Genomic DNA, 18,653 nt, shown 5'->3' on the forward strand with positions numbered 1-18,653 from the left:
CTAGATTCGCATCGAGATGTCGAGAGCCTTCACGCTATGCGTGAGCGCACCGACAGAGATGTAATCGAGGCCGAGCGTCGCGATTTCCTTCGCGCGTTCGAGCGTCATGTTTCCAGAGCCTTCCACCAGGCACTTGTCACCGCTTTCCTTGATAATCTTCAGGGCCTCGGCCATCATCTCGTTGCTCATGTTGTCAAGCATGATGACGTCTACGCCCTTGTTCAAAAGAGCGCGCAGCTGGTCGAAGTTTTCCACTTCCATCTCGACCATCAGGCCCTGCGTGTTGTTCTTCTTCACCACTTCGAGTGCTTCGAGAACGCCACCTGCAGCAGCGATGTGGTTGTCCTTCACCAGCACCATGTCAAAGAGGCCCATGCGGTGGTTGGAACCGCCCCCCACGCGAACGGCATACTTCTGCAGCGTGCGGAATCCGGGAACCGTCTTGCGGGTATCGAGCACCTTCGTCTTGCCGCCCTTCAGGGCTTCCTGGAAGGTATGCGCGACCGTCGCAACGCCGGAAAGCTGCTGGATAAAGTTCAGGAGCGTACGTTCACCCGTCAAGAGTTCATGCGTCGTGCCGTCCATTTCGGCAATCAGGTCGCCCTTCTTCACCACGTCGCCATCTTTCTTGTGGAGCGTCACCTTCACGTTCGCCTTCAGTTCCTGGAACACGAGTTCAATGACCGGGAGGCCCGCAAGCACGCCATCTTCTTTTGCAATCAGGCGGGCATGCTGCTTCTGGTCGGCAGGAATGGTCCATTCGCTCGTCACGTCGCCCGTGCGCACGTCTTCGGCAAGCGCGAGGCGAATCATCGTGAGAGCATCATTAACTGGGAATACCGGAGTGGAATTGTCTCCGTACATTATTGCGCTCCTTTACCGGTCAAGACAACGTAAACAGTACGCACCAATATCTGGAAATCCAGAAGCAGGCTCATGTTCTCGTAATAATACATGTCGTACTTCAGTTTTATCTGGACATCTTCGATGCTCGTATCGTAATGGTGACGCACCTGCGCCCAGCCCGTAAGGCCCGGCTTCATCTTGAGGCGGCTGATGTAGAACGGAATCTGTTCGCGAAGCTTGCTGATAAACACGGCACGTTCAGGGCGCGGCCCCACCATGCTCATGTCACCCTTCAAAACACAAAGAATCTGCGGCAGCTCGTCGATGCGGGTCTTGCGCAGGAACTTGCCGACCTTCGTAATGCGCGGGTCGTCCTTGGTGGCCCACTGGGCGCCGAACTTTTCGGCATCGGTGCGCATAGTGCGGAACTTGTAGACCGTAAAGGGCTTGCCATACAGGCCGATGCGTTCCTGCGAATAGAAAACGGGGCCGTGGTCCTCGAGCTTGATGGCGATAGCCGCAAGCAGACAGACCGGCAAAGAGCATATCCCAAGGAACGCTCCGAACAGCACATCGATAATGCGCTTCACCCGCACCTGCCAGGGCGGCATCGTAAACGCAAAAAGTTCCTGAAGTTCGAAACCATGGACCAAGTTCGCCTTGAACTGGCCATTCACCACGGGATAGAGTCCCGGTACAATATAAATATGAAGTTGAAGTTCGCAAATCCAGACGAGGACGCGCATAATCTCCTGCGGAGAAGAACTCTCATGCGCAATCACAATCCCATCCACACGGTGCTTTTTCACAAGCGCAGGGAGATCGGCATACTTGCCGAGTACGGGGAACCCGGCAAATTCATGATCCATCACCTGGTACCTTTCATCGACGAAGCCCACCACGCGCTGTCCAAAAGCCGGCGTGTTCTTGAGATCCTCGGCAATCTTCTTGCCCGCATCGGTAGCGCCAAGCACGAGGATGTTATTCGCGCCGTAGCCCAAACGAAGCAAGCCGCGCAGGCAGAAGTAAATGAACATGCGGAATCCGGCAACAAGCACCATGGCGAGGCCGCCGTAGATAAAAATCCACGGGAAGCGCGATCCATACAAGTAGCCCTCGTTCAACGGCTGGTTGGCAAAGATCTTGCCTACAAACTCCGTTCCGAAAAGGCTGATGATAATAAGAACAACGCCTATCACCACCGCCCGCAACACGCGCAAAATCTGGTGCGTCCGCGACATCAGGAGCCATGAACGATAAAGCCCTGCGCAGGTAAACAAGACGAGCCATGCCACGTTCAGGATCAACCCCATGTTGGCGTAATCCGAGAAAAGCTTGGACGGGTCGTACTTGTCGGCAATCCAGCCGCTATGGAACTGGACCCAGAAAGCCAGCACAAAGCATATCGAAAGCGCCACGAAATCCGAAAGGATAACGAGAATGCGTTCCAATGTCGCAGCGCGTATCATAGCTATATCAAACTACAAAAATTGCAGTCCAGAAGGCCATCCGTTACGCGAGGAAGCGGATAACCTGGCTCTTTTCGACGATTTCGGGCAGAGCATCGATGGCGTCCACCGCCTTCGAGGCCTTGCAGTCTAAAGTCTTTTCGGTGATGACCACGATGGAAACCTTGCCCGGGTCCTTCACGTTCTTCTGGATAATGGTTTCAATGGAAATGTTATTTTCGGCGAGGATGCTGGTAATCTTCGCGAGCACGCCGCAGGCGTCACGGGAAGTGAAGCGCAGGTAGTAGCGGGCGCTCGTCTCGGAAATAGGCACGAGAGTCGCGGAATTGTCGACGTTGAACCAGCCCATGGGGAGCGCCTTGCGGCTGCCCTGGTCCACGGAGCGGGCCAAGGAAACAAGGTCGGCTACGACAGCGGAAGCGGTCGGGAGGCGGCCAGCACCGGCACCCGTCTGGACGGTCTCGCCCAGGTTGTCGCACTTGAGGTACACGGCATTAATCACGCCGTTCACGTTCGAGAGCAGGTTTTCGTTAGAGACAAAGCACGGATGCACGCGGGCGTCCACACGGTCGCCGTCGCGGTGGTAGATGCCGAGGAGCTTCACGCAGCAGCCAAGTTCCTTGGCGAATGCGATATCCTGGGCGGTAATTTTCGAAATACCCGTCACATGAATCTTTTCGAAGTCCACGCGCTTGCCGCTGCAGAGGCTAGCAAGGAGGGCAGTCTTATGGGCGGAGTCGATGCCTTCGATATCAAAAGTCGGGTCAGCTTCGGCAAAGCCGAGCTTCTGGGCGTCCTTCAGAACCACATCAAAGTCGAGGCCTTCGTCGGCCATGCGACTCAGGATGTAGTTGCAGGTACCGTTGATAATGCAGCTCAGGTGTTCGACGGTCGAACCGAGCAAACCTTCCTGCAAGCTACGGATAATAGGAATGCCACCGCCAACCGCGGCTTCGAACAGCACATGCAGGCCCTTTTCGGCTGCGAGCGGGAAAATCTCGTGGCCGTACTTGGCAAGGAGGGCCTTGTTCGCGGTCACCACATGCTTGCCGCTTTCGAGGGCAGCGAGAATCCACTTGCGCGGCATGTTGTAGCCGCCGGCCAGTTCAACGAGCACGTCGATATCGTTACCGGCAATCATCTCGTCGGCGTTGGTCGAAACCTTGTAGCCCTTCGCCTTGTACGGGGCGACTTCTTCTTCGGACTTCGCGCAGATGCAGGCGAGTTCGAGTTCGACACCGAGCTTTTCCTTGTACTCGGCAATCTTCTGTTCAAGAATCTGAATGACACCGCCACCGACGGTTCCAGTACCAATTAAGCCAATACGCAGCATATTGCGTCTCCATTTTAAATTTTTCGGAGACATAATATAGAAAAAACGGCATGCCCCGTTCTACCGAACAAGCCCCTCCTTTTTTCACCGCCCATTAGTAAAGATTTGTTTACGTTCAAGAAATTTGCACATTTGTGTTTTTTCCTACCAAAACAAGCCAGGTGCATTTTTTTCTAAATTTTTACGCATGGAACAGGAAATATCCAATCCGGCAATCAGCAACCTGCTCAACGAGCAGAAGCTCAAGAACATTGTCTATCCGGCACGCCTCTTCAGGACGCGCCTCAACGAGGAATTCCTAAGGGCGAACCGCACCCGCAGGCCATTCCTGTTCATCAAGATTTACTCGCACCAGTACGACTTTTTCGGCTGGGGGAGCCCCTCGCGCACCGTCGAGCGTACCTGGCGCATCAGCGTGCTCACCATGTTCTCGCACCTCAGGTTTATCGATGTCCTCGGCTACCTTTCCGACAGCAGCGGTCTCGGCATCATCCTCCTGAATTCGGACCTTTCGACGCTCGAGTCCATCCGCAAGGAAATCCTCCACAAGCTGAACGACGCAGGCCTCATCCAGGCCCTCAGGCACAAGCCCAAGTCGCCCATCTTCAAGGCATATATCTACACCGGGCTCCAGGAGAAGGACAACCTGGAACTCGAGGACAAGATCAAGGACTTCAACAGCACGAACGGAAGCTTCTTCTCGCTCGAACGCCTGAACCTCGACCACATCTGGCAGCACCCGCACAAGATACGCTACCGCCACGTTGTGAAACGCATTACGGACATCGCCTGTTCGAGCCTCGCCCTGGTTGTCCTTTCCCCGCTGCTCCTGTTCTGTGCGCTCGCGGTAAAGATCAGCGACCACAAGGGACCGGTCATTTTCAAGCAAACGCGTGTGGGCCGCAACGGCAAACTGTTTACGATGTACAAGTTCCGAAGCATGTACGTGGATGCCGAAGAACGCAAAAAAGAATTGATGGCCCAGAACGAGACGGGCGGCAAGACGTTCAAGATGAAGAACGACCCACGCATCTATCCGTTCGGCCGCATCCTCCGCAAGTTCAGCCTCGACGAACTGCCGCAGCTCGTGAACATCATCAAGGGCGACATGTCCATCGTGGGCCCGCGCCCGCCGATCCCTTCCGAAGTGGCTGAATACGAACCCTGGCACCGCATGCGCCTGTCCGTGACGCCGGGCCTGACCTGCATCTGGCAGGTGAGCGGCCGCAGCAACATCTCGTTCGAAGGGCAGATGCGACTCGACAATGACTATATCCGCCGCGACGGCAAGCTCGGAGAAGACTTCAAGCTGATCCTCAAGACGTTCAAGGTCGTGTTCAAGGGCGAAGGAGCTTACTAATTAATTGATGATTGATAATTGATGATTGATAATTGATGGTTTCTGGGGTTGGGGAGTAAAAAGAAAGGATGTGTGTATGTTTAAGAAATCCCTGACAGCGGCCTCGGTCGCCCTTGCTGCAGCATCAATAGCTTCAGCCGCAAATATCACGGTAGATCCCGCCACCACGGCACAAAAGGTCGTGGGCTTCGGTGCAGGCGCCGCCTACTACCAGAGCTGGATTACCGCCATGAGCTCTTCGATGCAGAAGGACTTCTATGACACCGCTTTTAACGGTCTCAACCTCTCACTCCTCCGCATCGGCAACTGGAAGCAGGAAGACACCACAAGCATCTCCGCCGATGCCGCCATCGTGAAGGCTGGCAAGGAACGCCTCGGCAACCGCCTCAAGATCGAGATGTCCAGCTGGTCTGCACCGGGCAGGCTCAAGCCGAGTGGCAGCGTGAACGGAAACCAGGGCCATTCTAAGGCCGACAAGACACTCAAGACTTCGAACAGCGACCCGTACGGCAAGTTCGTCTACAGCGAATTCGCCGGCTGGTGGAAAAAGAGCCTGCAGGCCTACGCCACCGCGGGCATCACTCCCGATTACATCAGCCTGCAGAACGAACCCGACATGGAAGCCGATTACGAAGAAACCCTCTTCGAGCCTACCGAAAGCAACGGGATTGCCGGTTACAAGCAGGCGCTCCAGGCCGTACGCGATTCCATCAGCACGCTTGCAAACCCGCCGAAGATTATCGGCCCCGAACCGCTCGGTATCGGCTACAGCAACTTCGAAAAGTACGCAAAGGCGCTCGACGACAAGAACCTCGACGGCTACGCCTACCACCTGTACCATGCGGGTGACGGCAACGACAACTCCGGCACCAACTACCTGAATCCGGAAAACTTCCGCAAGGCGATGACCGCCATCGGCAAAAACTACGGCAGCGACAGCAAGCCCATCATCATGACGGAATTCTGCACCATGGAATCTGCCGTGCGCGAGCAGGACATGCTCGGCCTCGCCCACATTATGCAGGTCGGCTTCACGAGCGGCAAGCTCAACGCCTATATCGCCTGGGAGCTCTTCTGGGGTGAACAGAACGGCCAGCTCATCGGCGTTTGCCCGGGCGAAGGCTGGAGCAGCTGCAAGGAAGCCAAGCTCTACATCAACCCCGAATACCACGCCATGCGCCACTACTCGAAGTTCGTGAACCCGGGTTGGCGCGTCGTGAGCAGCACCGCCGACGGCAGCAACGTCTATGCAGCCGCCTTCCGTAGCGCTGACTGCGATTCCATCTCCGTTGTCGCCATCAACAAGGGCTCGGCCCAGAACCTGAACTTCTCCGTGAACGGCTACAACCCGGTCTACGCCGTGCAGTCTACCGAAAGCGGCGAAAAGAGCAAGACAGTCACCGCAGGCGCCATCATCGACGCCCCAGCAAAGTCCATCACCACGGTCGTGTTCACCACAAGCAACACGGCAGCGCTCCAGTGCGAAGACTCCCCCATCGACGACCCGTACATTGACCCCAACCAGAACTTCGGTGATTCTCTCGTGATTGTGGACTACGCGAACGAAACTTCTGCAGCGGGCTGGAAGAGCGACGAGACCCTCGGCAAGGTCACCTTCGAGACGACCGCGCTCGACGGAATTTCCAAGTACGTGAAGGTTCCGCTCGCCGGCTGCGCGCAGGACGACTGCGGCTACCAGCACGCCCTCTTCACAATCCCCGATGCAGCCGCAGTGAAGGAACCGCTTACCAAGTGCAAGGATCTCGTGTTCACCATGCGTAGCATCGACGCCGAAGACGCCTCCGTAAACATCGGCGGCGCGGGCGGCAGCACCTGGAGCAACTACCAGTACGGAAACACCGCCCCCGCGGGCTCCTGGGCCGAAGTATCCGTCCCGCTCGCAAACGAAATTGACTCGACCGGAGCCCCCTTCGGCTCCACGCAGCTCTCGTTCAACAGCGACAACGCGGGCATCTACATCGCAAAGATTGTCGCCACCGGCTGCGGCACCAACGCCATCAAGGGCATCCGTACGAACTTCGCCGCAAGCGACATGAATGCCGAAGCGAGGGTGTTCGACCTGAACGGAAACCTCCTCTGGAGCGGAATCAAGGGTCAGGCCCTGAACGCCGACGGAACTCTCCGCCTCGACCTCAAGAAGGGCATGTACATCGTGAAGACGAGCGCCTCGACCATCAAGACTGTGAAATAAGACACCTTCGGTGCATAAGAGAAACGCCTCCGCAAAAATGCGGGGGCGTCGCTGTTTAAAAAACGGATTTAAACGTCATTACCCTTCTTCGAGGGCTTCCTTGTACTCGTCGACAGTCGCGATATACTCGTCAATCTTGTCGTCCTTCGAATCCAGGTACGAAAGAATCTGGTCGAGGTGTTCCTTCTGGAAAACAGCCTTGAGCTGGCGGCTCGCATGGCCCTTGTAACCCCATTCCTTGAGGATTTCGTCGGTCACCACGAAGGAATCGTTCATGGAGACGAAGCGCATCGGTCCGTATACAGCCCAGTTGTGCTCCATCTGCATGCATTCCGGTTCAGGAAGGTCAGGATTCGCCATGTAGCGCTGGATATGGCGCGTGCGCACATCCTTGATCTTGTCGATGCGCATGTAGCCCATAATCAGGTACTTGTTGCGGAGTTCGGAATCGCTCAACCCCTCGTAACGGGTGCCGAACAGGATGTAACGGCTCTTCGCCTTCAAGATGGCATTAATCGCCTTCACATTGTAGCAGCTCATCAGGCCGTAGGTACTGGTCTCGTAGTTGGGCTCGTAGAGGAAGCCCTTTTCGTTTTCGTTCAGCTGGTCACGAACCGGCATTTCGGACTGATGGCTAGTTTCCACGTAAAGCAGGCTACCGGCGGCGTTACCACGGTAATCCTGCCAACCTTCGAGATTTATTTGTGTCTTCGGCATATTTTCAACTCACCTATGATAAAAAAAACACAAGCGGACCTAAACAGGTTCGTCAGTTACATCCGCAATCTACATTTTTATAGACTACAAGGCCACCGATTCAGCCGAAATTCCCTCAATTCCGAACAAAAACGCCCCTTTTTCAAAAAATTCGGCAGTATCTGAGGTCAAATAGGCCGTCTTTCCGCCCTTCGAGAGGCGGGCATCCATCTCCGGATGCCGTTTGAGGTAGTCGATTGTCTTGGCGGCAACAATATCCCCCTGGAAAACGAGCCGGACCTGCGGTGGCAGTGCGGCCCGAATTTCGGATTCCAGAAGCGGGTAATGCGTACATGCCAACAGGACTGCATCGATTTGCGGGTCGGATGCCATAAGCGCATCCACGTCCTTCTTCACGAAGAACCTAGCCCCCTCCGTCCCGCGCTCGCCGTTTTCCACAATCGGGACCCACATGGGGCAGGCATGCTGAGTCACCTTCAATTCCGGGAAAAAATGCCCGATTTCGATAAGGTAGCTTCCGGACGAGACGGTCCCCGCAGTTCCAAGCACGCCGATATGTCCTCCTCGGCTGAACTTCCCGATTTCCTCCGCAGTCGGCCGGACAATTCCAAGCACGCGCCTGTCAGGAAACTCGTACGGGAGGATATCCTGCTGTATGCTCCGGAGCGCCTTCGCCGATGCCGTATTGCACGCAAGAATCACGAGGGGGCAACCGCGGCTAAAGAGTTCGCGGACAGCCTGGAGCGTATAGCGGAAAATCGTTTCGAAAGTGCGCGAGCCATAAGGTGCACGCGCGTTGTCGCCCAGATAGACAAAATCGTATTCCGGCAGGACCCGTCTCAAATCCTTCAATATGGATAGGCCGCCAAAGCCGGAATCGAAGACGCCTATCATACGGCGGCCTCCATCCGTTCACGGACAACGTGCATCACGTCCTTGCGCGGGTCAAGCGTCCCCTTCTCGGCAGCAAGCGCCTTCACGTCCAGGGGTTCAAGAACCGTCGCCGTCACCTTGCAACGTGCGGAGCTCTTGCGGTGTTCCCAGGCAAAACCGGAACCCTTGATATAGATGGGGAGAATCGTCGCTTCGGTTTCGATGGCCAACCGGAACCCGCCGCTCTTGAACGGCACCATGTTCTCGTCCTTGCCACGCGTCCCTTCCGGGAAAATAAACAGCCTCGGGGCCTTCCCCTTCGCCATCGCTTCACGAATCAGGGCCGCGCCGCCGCCCTTTTCGCGGTTGATGAGCACGCACCCAATCCGGTGCATCCAGAACCCGAGGAAGGGAATAAAGCGGAGTTCCGCCTTCGCGATAAAGCCGATAGTGCGTTCGATGGCAAGGAAAATAATCGGGATGTCCGCATACGAATTGTGGTTTCCCATCACGAACACGGGGCGCGTCCAGTCGACCTTCGAAAGAATCGCCTGGTTCTCGACATCGAGGTCGATTTTCAGGACCTTCATGCAGAATCGCGCGAAGGCCTGGATTTTCTTGTCGACCCAAAGATTCACGCTGCGATGCCGGAAGAGGATAATAAAAGGCAAGACCAGCATGTGCAGGAACATGTAGGCAAGCACAAACAAGACCACTTTTATTTTGAACAAGATAAGAGGCATGAGACAACCTTGCGAAAAACCGGGCGTCCGAGGCAAGAACCGCGACTTCTTAAATTTCCGAAGCCGCCCCTTCCAGAAACGCCGTTTACAATATAATAAAAATAGGCAAGCCTCGGCTCGGGTAACTCCCACATAGTAAAGCCGACGTTCCTCATCAAGTTGCCGTTTTCGTTCCGCACGGTCGCCTTCGCAGGTTCCCGGCGTGAGCCCCTCGCCCAGTCCCGCATAAAAAACGACAGCATACTGCAACCCCTTGGAAGCATGAACCGTTTCTACATGGATGCCGTCCTCGACCGTCAAGCCCTCCCCGAGTTCGTCGCCCGCAACCGGGAGCCTTTCGTCACGCAGGGCCTCCTCGTAGTAGAGCCGCTGCCGGTTGTAACGCACAAGAATCGCGAAATTTTTCCACGAAAGGTCATAGGCCTCGCGAAGTTCCTTTATCTTGCAGACGATCCTGCACATTTCCTCCACCGGGTTTTCGCTTGTCCAAACTTCCGGTTCGCGGTTCTCCTTGAAAATCGGATTGCCGCCAGAGCCGTTCGAGTTTCCCGCACGCAGCACCTTCCGCAAGCGCAGCGGCTTGTTTTCGAAAATGCGATTCGCCAAGTGCAATATGTTCGAAGTCGAACGGTAATTCCATTCCAGGCGAATCAACGTGCTCTCCTTGAAGTCGTCGCAGAAACGGTTGATGTTCCCGATATCGGCCCCGCGGAATCCGTATATCGCCTGGTCGTCGTCGCCCACTACGAACAAACTTTTCCTGTCGCCGAGAAGCGCCTTGACCATCCGGTACTGCGACGGGTTGATATCCTGGTATTCATCCACAAGAATTTCCGTCCACATCGACTGGAAATGCGACCGCGCTTCCGCATCACCTTCCAGAAGTTGAATGGCAAGGTAGATCAGATCTTCGAACACCACACGGCCCGACTCAAGCACCGGTTCCCGGAGTTTCGAAAGCTTGCGCTTCAGCGAAACCGGGAGGCTGTCGTCAAAGAGCCTTTCGCGTTCGAGACTTCCCGACTTGATTCCCAGGCGGGCCGCCATATCCATGAATTCGCGCCCGGAACCATCCTGCGGCACGGGAGCCTCCCGCATCCCCACACGCTCGTAGGCCATGCGTCCACCGATTTTCTGGCGCAGCATGAACAGCGCAAGCGAATGGAAAGTGCAGAGCCGTACCGCCGCATCCGGAAACAGCTTCTGCACGCGTTCGCGCATCTCGGCAGCGGCCTTCGCCGTAAAAGTCAACGCAAGGATATTTTCAGGCTTTACGCCCGACGCAATCCGGTACTGGATTCGCTTCGTCAGCACGGATGTTTTTCCCGAACCAGCTCCCGCCAAAATCAAGAGTTGCGCGCCCGACTCATGGTCATGTAAAACCGCCGCACGCTGGTCGGAATTGAGACCTTGCAAGATGCCCTCGGCATCCATAGTAACCTCTGGAAAGCGGACGCCCCCTCGGCATCCGCGCTATCTACAAAAGCAGGGACGGCTATCCCTGACGGCCTTGAGCGTCCGCCCCTCTTCCCAAGAGGAACACGAACGCCCCAAACAAACTCAAGAGCAGGCTCACGAAATACGCAAGCAGCTGGATCACTACCGATTCGAGACTCGCCACGCCGGCACGAGCAAACAGCGACTGCGCCAGGAGTTCACGGGGCCCGAATCCGCCGATGGATATCGGGAGCGCACTCACGATGGCGACCAGCGGGATGTAGTAGAAATACCACGAAATCGAAAGCGCCACCCCTACGGCCAGGCCGCAGTAGAAGTGGACAAAGATGCGTAACGACTGCGTCACAAGCGACAAGAACGAAATCTGCCACCACAGCTTGACCGAACGGAAATGCTGGAAGCGTTCGAACATGTGGACAAGCCTATCCCCGAACCTCTGCGGCAGGAACTTCGAGATAACCCGCGTCAAGAGCCGCCCGAGACGGCGACTGCAAAGGCAGGCGAACATGGCGCAGAAGCCAAGGAATATCCAAATCGACGGCCAGATAAACGCCCGCTGAGCCTCGTCATGGACAAAGAACAGGGCTCCCATCGCAAGGGCAAACAAAGTAACAAAGAAGAGGCCAAAGAGACGATCGAAAACCGTCGCGGTGAACCCGGCCCCCACGCTATCCTGCCCGCCCTGCATACGGATATCGTAGACCTTCTTCACGTCGCCGCCCACGTTGCCGGGCATGAAGTTGTTGAAGAAGAGGCCCACGTAATAAAGCTTAAGCAGATGCCCATAGCCCAAGTGCACCCCCTGCCGTTCCAGGAGCAGCTTCCACTGGAGGCAGGCCGTAAAGTTCGAAGCGGCAAGGCAGACAAGCGCAAGCACGAACGGGAGCAAGCTTTCCCTCGAAAACAGCCTGTACAGGTCGCCGATGTCCCAGTCCGGGGAACTTACGATGTTCCTATAGACAAAGTACGCAGGGACAAGCGTCACCACGAGCTTGAGCGCAAAGACCAGCGCCGATTTTATTTTGGGATTGAGAGCCATGGGATCCTAGGGCTTGCGGCCAATCACCCCGATGGAAAGCTGCGTGTAGTGCATTACCGGCACGGAGACAAGCGCATCGAGCAAGGCATCCTTCGCCTTCTGGTAGGCCGTACCGTTCAGCGGATACTTCGGAAGCTCGATTCCGAACTTGAACCCGAGTTCGCGCAGCATGCGGTAAAAGAGGTTCGGGCGCATCCAGTCGCCGTAGGCGTACTCGCACTTGAACCCGGCATCCTTCATGAGTTTCTTCAGCTGCGGCATGGTGAACTGCTTTTCCCACCCGGCGAACCACTTGTCCATCGCAATCAGGATATGCTTGATAACCGTATAGGGGTGGACCGTCTGCGGCACATCGCAAAGGCAACAGCCGCCATGCTTAAGGATGCGGTAATTTTCCCGGATGAGCGGGAGCGAATCCTTGAAGTGTTCGGCCAGTCCCTGATGAAACACCAGGTCAAACGTGTTGTCCGGGAACGGAGCCTTGAACGCATCGCCGCGTACGAGCTTCAAATTGTCGTAAAGGTTTTCCTTAGCACGGAGCGCGTCAACAATCTTCAAACTGTTTTCTGCAAAGTCAAGAACATACACGTCGGCGCCCAACCGAGCAAGCTCCGCGCTGTCGCGGCCAGTGCCCGCGCCCACCTCGAGCACCTTGAGACCTTCGAGTTTAAAATTCTTCTTTATAGCATGCAGCACAGACGGAGACGAAGGGTACACCTTGTTCATGTCGTTCTTGCGCTGCCAAAAACGGTTCCATACAGATTGATCGGGTTCTCTAATTGACATAACGCGCAAAATATACGAAAAAAGAAACAGGGAAACGACCCCGCAACGGCCAAGCAAAGCCCAGGCGGAGCTTTCACGGTCACTTTTCGAAACATAATTTTACAAAAATCATGACATTTGTTAAATTTAATGACAAATAATTCAACATTTTAGGAGAAACACTCGCCTTTTCAGGCAAAAAGCGGACTTGGACCAAAATTTTACACTTTTGGCACGCAACTTGCTAATAAAAAAAGCGATATTTAAAGGGCAAGGAAAGAAAATGCATATAGACTCTACCGATACTACCCTCAAACGTTACCTTGAAGACATCAGAAGAACTGCCCCCCTCTCCCGCGACGAGGAGCAGATCCTTTTCCAGAAAGCTAAAGAAGGTGACAAGATTGCCCGCAAGAAACTGATTTCCGCGAACATGCGTTTCGTGCTGAAGGTCGCTATCCAGTACCGCGGCTGTCCCATCCCGCTCCCGGACCTGGTGAGCGAAGGCGCCATGGGCCTCGTGCGCGCCATCGAATCGTTCGAACACACCCGCGGCCTCAAGTTCATCAGCTACGGCGTTTGGTGGATCAAGGCCTACATCACCCGCGCCATCAACGAGCAGGGTAACCTCATCCGCCTGCCGGCAAACCAGCACCTCCGCGTGCGTAAGGCTTTGCACGAGCAGTCCCGCGGCAAGGAAATCAACGAGGAAATCCGCGAGCTCATCCAGATCGGCCAGCGCGGCGTCTCTTTCGACAGCCCGCTGAAGGCAGACTCCAAGGCGACCTACGCCGAAGTGCTGCCCGACACCGGAGCCTCGAACCCGGAAGCGGATTCCGAAATCCAGAGCGTCGAGGCGCTCGCACGCGACTTGATGGAGCAGCTCCCCGAACGCGAAGCGAAGGTCATTACCGGCATCTTCGGCATCAACCAAGAAGCTCCGCAGACGCTTCGTGAAGTGGGCGAATCCATGAACATCTCCCATGAACGCGTCCGCCAGTTGCGCGACCAGGCACTCCGCCGCATCCGCAAGTACAACAGCAAGGAATTCCTGCAAGAAAAGAAGGATGCGTTCCTCGCCGCAATCAACAAGTAACCGACGATTACAAGCCTTTTAAGAGCCCGCGCAAGCGGGCTTTTTTATGAGACTAGGGAGGGGTTCGCACGACGGCCCCTCCCTAAGACCCACCCGACACGCACCTAACTGCATTCGCATTTAGGTGCTCGTGCACACCTTCGGTGTGCATGAAAAAAAGAAAGCGCCCCGTGAGGGGCACTTTCCTAAGAAGGAGAAAATATTGAGCGGTATCCGGAACCTTTAACTTATCAGGAGGGGAGCAATGATAACGTCTTGTGAGGATTTACCCTTCAACCAATCTCAACGAATCCAAATTTATCAAATTTTCTTTATGCGCGTTCTTCCAAAATGCTTATTTTTTTAGCATTCCTTCATCACGTTTTTTTCCGCAACAAAATCCAGCGCGAGGGGCTTTATTCCTCGCGGAAAATGATCTTGCACTTCGGCACAAAGCGGAAGCCACCGCGACGATGGCGTTCGATCTCGAAGAACTTCTTGACACCTTCGCCAGGCGCCCCATCCTTCTCAGCCGTGCCGTTGATATGCGCAATGACGCGGTTCAACCGGCTTTCGAAGTTCGGACGCAGGGGGTCCATGCAAATGGACGGGTCGCGCTTGAATTCACGGTTCTCGTATTCCTCGCGGCCTGTCGCCATATATTCGCGCAGGAGGTTGCGCAGGATGCGGGCGGGAACGTTGCGCATCAGGTGCTTGTTGTTTACCGAGATGGAATCGTCGCTCTTGTAGTAGATGACTTCAACGGAATCACTCATAGCGCCGAGAAGCTGTTCCTGCGCCTTCTGAATCGGCTGCCAGGCCGCGAATTCCTGCTTGACCACGGAACTCATCAGCTTGAGGAACGGTTCCTGCGTAATGACATTCGCCTTGAACCGGACATCCAGGATGTTGCTCGGAGTGCCATAGTAGCAGCCCTTGCGGAGCAGGAGCGTATTCGTCTTCGCATCGCGGACATCTTCCAGCGCAAGGACGCAGCCTACCTCGCGTTCAGGCTTGTTTTCCCATTCGAAGCCGAGTTCATCAAGGCAATCACCGAAGGTAGCAGTCCGTCCCACTAGGCGGTCTCCGACAAAGACGTTTCCATCGCGCATTTCTGCCGGGACACGATTTTCGAGAGCTTCAATAAAGGAGGTCTGGGTCGCAATGATATCCATCTGTTCGTACGCGGGCGTGTTAAGCAGAAGCGGGCCCACGCGGAACATTCCAAGAATCCAGCGAATGGGGTTAGAAACCAAGGCGCCTGGAGTCTCAAAGCGGAAGGAGATGTGCATGTTGCGCATGTCACTTTCTACTTTGTCGGACAGCACCGAGAAATGCGTCAGGAACGGATAACGCTTGGGAATAATCTCGAGGCAAAGGGCTCGAACATCCTTGGTCTGGTAGAACTGGGAAATGAAAGGCAGGTAAGAACGCAGCACTCCACGTGCGGGAACCGCTTCAAAGTCGGCGCAACGTTTTACAATTCTTTCCACGAAATCATCGGGGTTTTCGCCACGGTCATAGAGCCAGGACACCAGGTTATCCAAGATAAACCGGTAAGAACTCTCGTCCATGTAGGCACCCTCAAAGAAGAGGTCGTTCACGAGCTTCGTGTCGAAACGAGAATCGCGACGGAGCAGGGTCAAGATATCTTTCACCGGATACGATATCAACAGCTCAAAGTGCGCCAGTTGAACAAAGAAATTCGAGATCAAGGTTATCCTCCGTTTTGGATAGAAATCTTCCAATTAAAGATTTCGACTACAATTTACAAAAAAATAGACTTTTGCAAGCCGATTTGGTTATATTTGGCTCATGAAATCCGCTAAAATACACCTTTTGCCGGATGAAATCATCAACAAGATTGCGGCAGGCGAGGTAATAGAACGCCCGGCTTCGGCTGTAAAAGAGCTCATGGAGAACTCCATTGACGCTGGCGCTACCCGTATACAGGTGCAAATCGAGCAAGGCGGGAAAAAGAAAATCCTCGTTTCGGACAATGGAAAGGGAATGGACCGAGAAGACCTCCGGCTATGCTACCTGAGGCACACGACTTCCAAGCTGAACAAGGCTGACGACCTGTTCCACCTCCATACGAACGGATTCCGTGGAGAGGCAGTGGCGTCCATCGCCGCCATTTCTAAAATGACCATTTCCACCAGCACCGACAGCGGCGAGGGCGGAAGGCTCATCATCAAGGGCGGAAACGTCGAAGGCGAGGAGGATTACGCCTCGAGCCACGGGACGACATTCCTCATCGAGGACCTGTTTTTCAACACTCCCGTCCGCAGGACCTTCCTCGGAAGCGAGACCTCGGAGTGCACCAAGATTCTCGACGTCGTGCTGAAAGCGGCCATCGCGCACCCCGAAATTCGATTTGACTACAAGGTCGGGGACAAGTCCGTGTTCATCGGGGTTCCCGGCGAACTGCGCAGCCGCCTTGCCGAAGCCATAGGTTCGGGAATCGCAAAGAAGCTCTTGCCCGTCGACTATACCGAAGCGGGAGTCCACGTAACGGGGTACATTTCCCCAACGACCGAAACGAACGGCAAACGCCACCACCAGTTCCTATTCCTGCGCAACCGGCCTATCGAAAGCAAGATGATTGCGAAGGCGGTCTCGCAGGCCTACGAGCCCTACGGAGCGCAGGTCAAGCCCGTTTCCGTCCTCTTCCTCGACATGCCCGATACGGATTTTGACGTGAACGTGCATCCCGCCAAGCGCGAAGTCCGATTTGCGAACCAGAACATCGTCTTCCTCGTCGTAAGCCACGCCATTCGCGACACGTTCCAAAAAGATTTGGAAGCCAACTCCCCGTTCATCGACCTGAGCGAAGAATTCAAGAGTGATGCCAAAAGCGAACAAACTTTGTCCACAACCGCGGCTGGCAGTCCGACGGACAGCGTCCCCCAAAAAGCGACACATTCGCAATACCAGATTCCGGCCTTTAGCGCAAGCCTGAACGAAAGAAAGAAGGCAAAATCCTACAATACGCGCGACGACGTGCAGGACCTGTTTTCTCAGCCCGAAGCAGGGAAAATCATTTCGCTTGAGCCCAGCGCCGGGAACGTCCCGCCTCCGGAACCGGAGCCTGCAGCATGGAATCCGCCGACGCTTTTCCAGATTGCGGACACCTACATCGCAGGCGAAGATAGCGACGGCCTTTTGATTATCGACCAACACGCCGCCCACACAAGAATCCTTTACGAGCAGGCGCTCGAAACCCTGCAAAACGGCAGTTCGCTCGACAGCCAGGAACTCCTGTTCCCCGAACTCATCGAACTTTCCAAAATCGAGAAACAGATTCTCCCTTCCGTAAACGACCAACTCCGGAAGCTCGGATTCTACGTGGAGCATTTCGGAGGCGACACCTACCAGATCCGCGCCATCCCGAGCGGGCTTCCGCTTTCGAGAGCGGTCAAGGCGGTCCACCAGTTTTTCGAAAGCTGCATAGACGAAGGCGACAAGGGCGACCCGCTCAAGATTCAGGATTCGATAGCCAAGGCCTGGGCCCGCACCAACGCCTATCAGGCAGGCGACAAGCTCAAGCCCGAAGAAATGGCAGCACTGATGGGGCAGCTGATGATTACGGAAAATCCCCTCAAGTCCCCTTACGGAGCGCCGACCCTCATGCGCATTACGCTAGAGGAGCTCGCCAAGAAATTCAGACATTAGTTTTTCGGGGGAGAGCCCTTTCGAGAGCCGTTCCCGAAGCCTGCTCGCAAGCGCCCGCGCATCTTGCCGAGCGCACGATTCCAGAGCATTTGCCACAGCCTGTGCCGAAGCCGAACGGTTCTCGTTTCGGCTGTCGAAATAAAGTTCCGGGACCTGCATGCCACCGGACAAAATGTTCGGCAAGGCAAAAAGATCCGTCTTCACGAAATGCTTCCCGACAAAGTATGTCAGCGAATCCAGGACGTCGCATACAACCTCCGGCGTTCCCGAAAGCGCGATTTCGAGGGACCCCGTCCCCGGGGCAGTCAAAGCAAGGGAGAAACGCGCAAAGAAAGTTCCACGTTCATCGGCCGATGACGGCGCCACCGCCACAGAAATCCGATCCTTGACATCGCCCGGGGCATATCGTAGAAGCATGCTTTCGAATGCCTTTGCCAGCGAAGGCCGCGACGCAAGTACAACCGCATTTCGATGCGGATGCTTCAGGAGCCAAAGCGACGCCGATGCAACAAACAGCGGCATGTTGCGCTGCGCCTGCCGTTTGCGGCTGCCCGGCAGCAGCAAGAGAGCGCCGTTGCGCTCTGCCGAAATCCTTCCCGTGAACGGGAATTCAAGGATTTCGGCACGGCAACCCTGCTGCGCGTAAAAGTCGCGTTCAAAATCAAAGAGTACCGCAAGTTTCGCATGGCGCAGTTTTTTCGCCCTGGACCGTTTCCAAGCCCACACCTGGGGCGGTGCCACATAGAGAACCGGTTTCCCGCATCGCTGCGCCACCCGGTTCAATTCCATATTGAATCCAGGATAGTCGATAGCGACAAGAGCAATGCAATCCTTGTCCAAAAGGGCTTCTGCAAGGCGATCGCGCATGCGACGCAAACGCACAAGGTGCGGGATCACATCGCCAAATCCAGAAACCGGGAGCAGCTCATAGTTCACAATCGGTTCAAGCCCTGCCGATTGCATGCGCACTCCCCCCGCACCCACCACGCGAAAGCCTAATTTCACCGTCTCACGAACTAACGGAGCTCCAAGCGAATCGCCCGAATCTTCGCCCGCGCAAAAAAGGACGTAGGCCATGGGTGTTCTCC

The 18,653-nt window shown here is 55.4% G+C and carries 14 protein-coding genes; 4 read left to right on the forward strand and 10 right to left on the reverse strand.

Annotated features, from left to right (window positions below):
* The 3 genes from nadC to B2952_RS09590 are packed head-to-tail and all read right to left on the reverse strand — an operon-like array spanning position 1 to position 3,648.
* A complete protein-coding gene (nadC, locus tag B2952_RS09580) occupies positions 1-864 on the reverse strand; it encodes a carboxylating nicotinate-nucleotide diphosphorylase (protein WP_173382272.1) in 864 nt (287 codons plus the stop codon).
* Complete coding sequence (locus tag B2952_RS09585; RefSeq protein WP_173382273.1) at positions 864-2,315, reverse strand: sugar transferase; 1,452 nt, start codon at positions 2,313-2,315, stop codon at positions 864-866. Before B2952_RS09585 ends, nadC begins: the two co-directional genes overlap by 1 nt.
* 43 nt (positions 2,316-2,358) lie before the next feature.
* Positions 2,359-3,648: a homoserine dehydrogenase gene (locus B2952_RS09590; RefSeq protein ID WP_173382274.1), complete on the reverse strand. Its 1,290-nt coding sequence runs from the start codon at positions 3,646-3,648 to the stop codon at positions 2,359-2,361.
* 187 nt (positions 3,649-3,835) lie between these two features.
* On the opposite strand from B2952_RS09590, the gene B2952_RS09595 reads away from it, so the two are divergent.
* Positions 3,836-5,008, forward strand: coding sequence for a sugar transferase (locus tag B2952_RS09595; RefSeq protein ID WP_173365310.1), 1,173 nt, complete (start codon positions 3,836-3,838; stop codon positions 5,006-5,008).
* 76 nt (positions 5,009-5,084) lie between these two features.
* The gene (locus B2952_RS09600; protein ID WP_290731953.1) at positions 5,085-7,220 is read left to right on the forward strand and encodes a glycosyl hydrolase; all 2,136 of its coding nucleotides are present in this window, start codon (positions 5,085-5,087) and stop codon (positions 7,218-7,220) included.
* A gap of 78 nt (positions 7,221-7,298) precedes the next feature.
* On the opposite strand, the gene B2952_RS09605 is transcribed toward B2952_RS09600, so the two are convergent.
* The 5 genes from B2952_RS09605 to B2952_RS09625 all read right to left on the reverse strand — a co-directional run bounded on the left by B2952_RS09605 (position 7,299) and on the right by B2952_RS09625 (position 12,836).
* Complete coding sequence (locus B2952_RS09605; protein ID WP_173365308.1) at positions 7,299-7,937, reverse strand: hypothetical protein; 639 nt, start codon at positions 7,935-7,937, stop codon at positions 7,299-7,301.
* Between the two features lie 84 nt (positions 7,938-8,021).
* A complete protein-coding gene (gene murI, locus B2952_RS09610; protein ID WP_290723415.1) occupies positions 8,022-8,831 on the reverse strand; it encodes a glutamate racemase in 810 nt (269 codons plus the stop codon).
* A complete protein-coding gene (locus tag B2952_RS09615; protein ID WP_290731956.1) occupies positions 8,828-10,987 on the reverse strand; it encodes a UvrD-helicase domain-containing protein in 2,160 nt (719 codons plus the stop codon). The genes murI and B2952_RS09615 overlap by 4 nt, the downstream gene beginning before the upstream one ends.
* 61 nt (positions 10,988-11,048) lie before the next feature.
* A complete protein-coding gene (locus tag B2952_RS09620; RefSeq protein WP_173382276.1) occupies positions 11,049-12,050 on the reverse strand; it encodes a lysylphosphatidylglycerol synthase transmembrane domain-containing protein in 1,002 nt (333 codons plus the stop codon).
* A 6-nt stretch (positions 12,051-12,056) separates the two neighbouring features.
* The gene (locus tag B2952_RS09625) at positions 12,057-12,836 is read right to left on the reverse strand and encodes a class I SAM-dependent methyltransferase (RefSeq protein ID WP_173365307.1); all 780 of its coding nucleotides are present in this window, start codon (positions 12,834-12,836) and stop codon (positions 12,057-12,059) included.
* Positions 12,837-13,098: 262 nt separating this feature from the next.
* Between B2952_RS09625 and B2952_RS09630 the strand changes: the two genes are divergently transcribed.
* Positions 13,099-13,911 carry a sigma-70 family RNA polymerase sigma factor gene (locus B2952_RS09630; protein WP_173365306.1) on the forward strand — a complete coding sequence of 271 codons (813 nt, stop codon included), beginning with the start codon at positions 13,099-13,101 and terminating at the stop codon, positions 13,909-13,911.
* Between the two features lie 395 nt (positions 13,912-14,306).
* Here the strand turns inward: B2952_RS09630 and B2952_RS09635 are convergent, their stop codons facing one another.
* Positions 14,307-15,605: a hypothetical protein gene (locus tag B2952_RS09635; protein ID WP_173365305.1), complete on the reverse strand. Its 1,299-nt coding sequence runs from the start codon at positions 15,603-15,605 to the stop codon at positions 14,307-14,309.
* 100 nt (positions 15,606-15,705) lie between these two features.
* Here B2952_RS09635 and mutL point away from each other — a divergent pair, with 100 nt between their 5' ends.
* Complete coding sequence (gene mutL, locus B2952_RS09640; protein WP_290723423.1) at positions 15,706-17,565, forward strand: DNA mismatch repair endonuclease MutL; 1,860 nt, start codon at positions 15,706-15,708, stop codon at positions 17,563-17,565.
* On the opposite strand, the gene B2952_RS09645 is transcribed toward mutL, so the two are convergent.
* A complete protein-coding gene (locus B2952_RS09645; protein ID WP_290731961.1) occupies positions 17,533-18,642 on the reverse strand; it encodes a lipid-A-disaccharide synthase in 1,110 nt (369 codons plus the stop codon). The two genes, mutL and B2952_RS09645, sit on opposite strands and share 33 nt — an antisense overlap.
* Between the last annotated feature and the right edge of the window lie 11 nt (positions 18,643-18,653).

Source organism: Fibrobacter sp. UBA7003 (genome assembly GCA_002449765.1).
Classification (GTDB): Bacteria; Fibrobacterota; Fibrobacteria; order Fibrobacterales; family Fibrobacteraceae; genus Fibrobacter.

Excerpts from the sequence above, each read along its gene's own strand:
- B2952_RS09585 (WP_173382273.1), bottom strand. The coding sequence starts at position 2,315 with ATGATACGCGCTGCGACATTGGAACGCATTCTCGTTATCCTTTCGGAT.
- B2952_RS09590 (WP_173382274.1), bottom strand. The coding sequence starts at position 3,648 with ATGCTGCGTATTGGCTTAATTGGTACTGGAACCGTCGGTGGCGGTGTC.
- B2952_RS09620 (WP_173382276.1), bottom strand. The coding sequence starts at position 12,050 with ATGGCTCTCAATCCCAAAATAAAATCGGCGCTGGTCTTTGCGCTCAAG.
- B2952_RS09605 (WP_173365308.1), bottom strand. The coding sequence starts at position 7,937 with ATGCCGAAGACACAAATAAATCTCGAAGGTTGGCAGGATTACCGTGGT.
- B2952_RS09595 (WP_173365310.1), top strand. The coding sequence starts at position 3,836 with ATGGAACAGGAAATATCCAATCCGGCAATCAGCAACCTGCTCAACGAG.
- B2952_RS09615 (WP_290731956.1), bottom strand. The coding sequence starts at position 10,987 with ATGGATGCCGAGGGCATCTTGCAAGGTCTCAATTCCGACCAGCGTGCG.
- B2952_RS09630 (WP_173365306.1), top strand. The coding sequence starts at position 13,099 with ATGCATATAGACTCTACCGATACTACCCTCAAACGTTACCTTGAAGAC.
- B2952_RS09600 (WP_290731953.1), top strand. The coding sequence starts at position 5,085 with ATGTTTAAGAAATCCCTGACAGCGGCCTCGGTCGCCCTTGCTGCAGCA.
- B2952_RS09645 (WP_290731961.1), bottom strand. The coding sequence starts at position 18,642 with ATGGCCTACGTCCTTTTTTGCGCGGGCGAAGATTCGGGCGATTCGCTT.
- murI (WP_290723415.1), bottom strand. The coding sequence starts at position 8,831 with ATGATAGGCGTCTTCGATTCCGGCTTTGGCGGCCTATCCATATTGAAG.
- nadC (WP_173382272.1), bottom strand. The coding sequence starts at position 864 with ATGTACGGAGACAATTCCACTCCGGTATTCCCAGTTAATGATGCTCTC.
- mutL (WP_290723423.1), top strand. The coding sequence starts at position 15,706 with ATGAAATCCGCTAAAATACACCTTTTGCCGGATGAAATCATCAACAAG.
- B2952_RS09625 (WP_173365307.1), bottom strand. The coding sequence starts at position 12,836 with ATGTCAATTAGAGAACCCGATCAATCTGTATGGAACCGTTTTTGGCAG.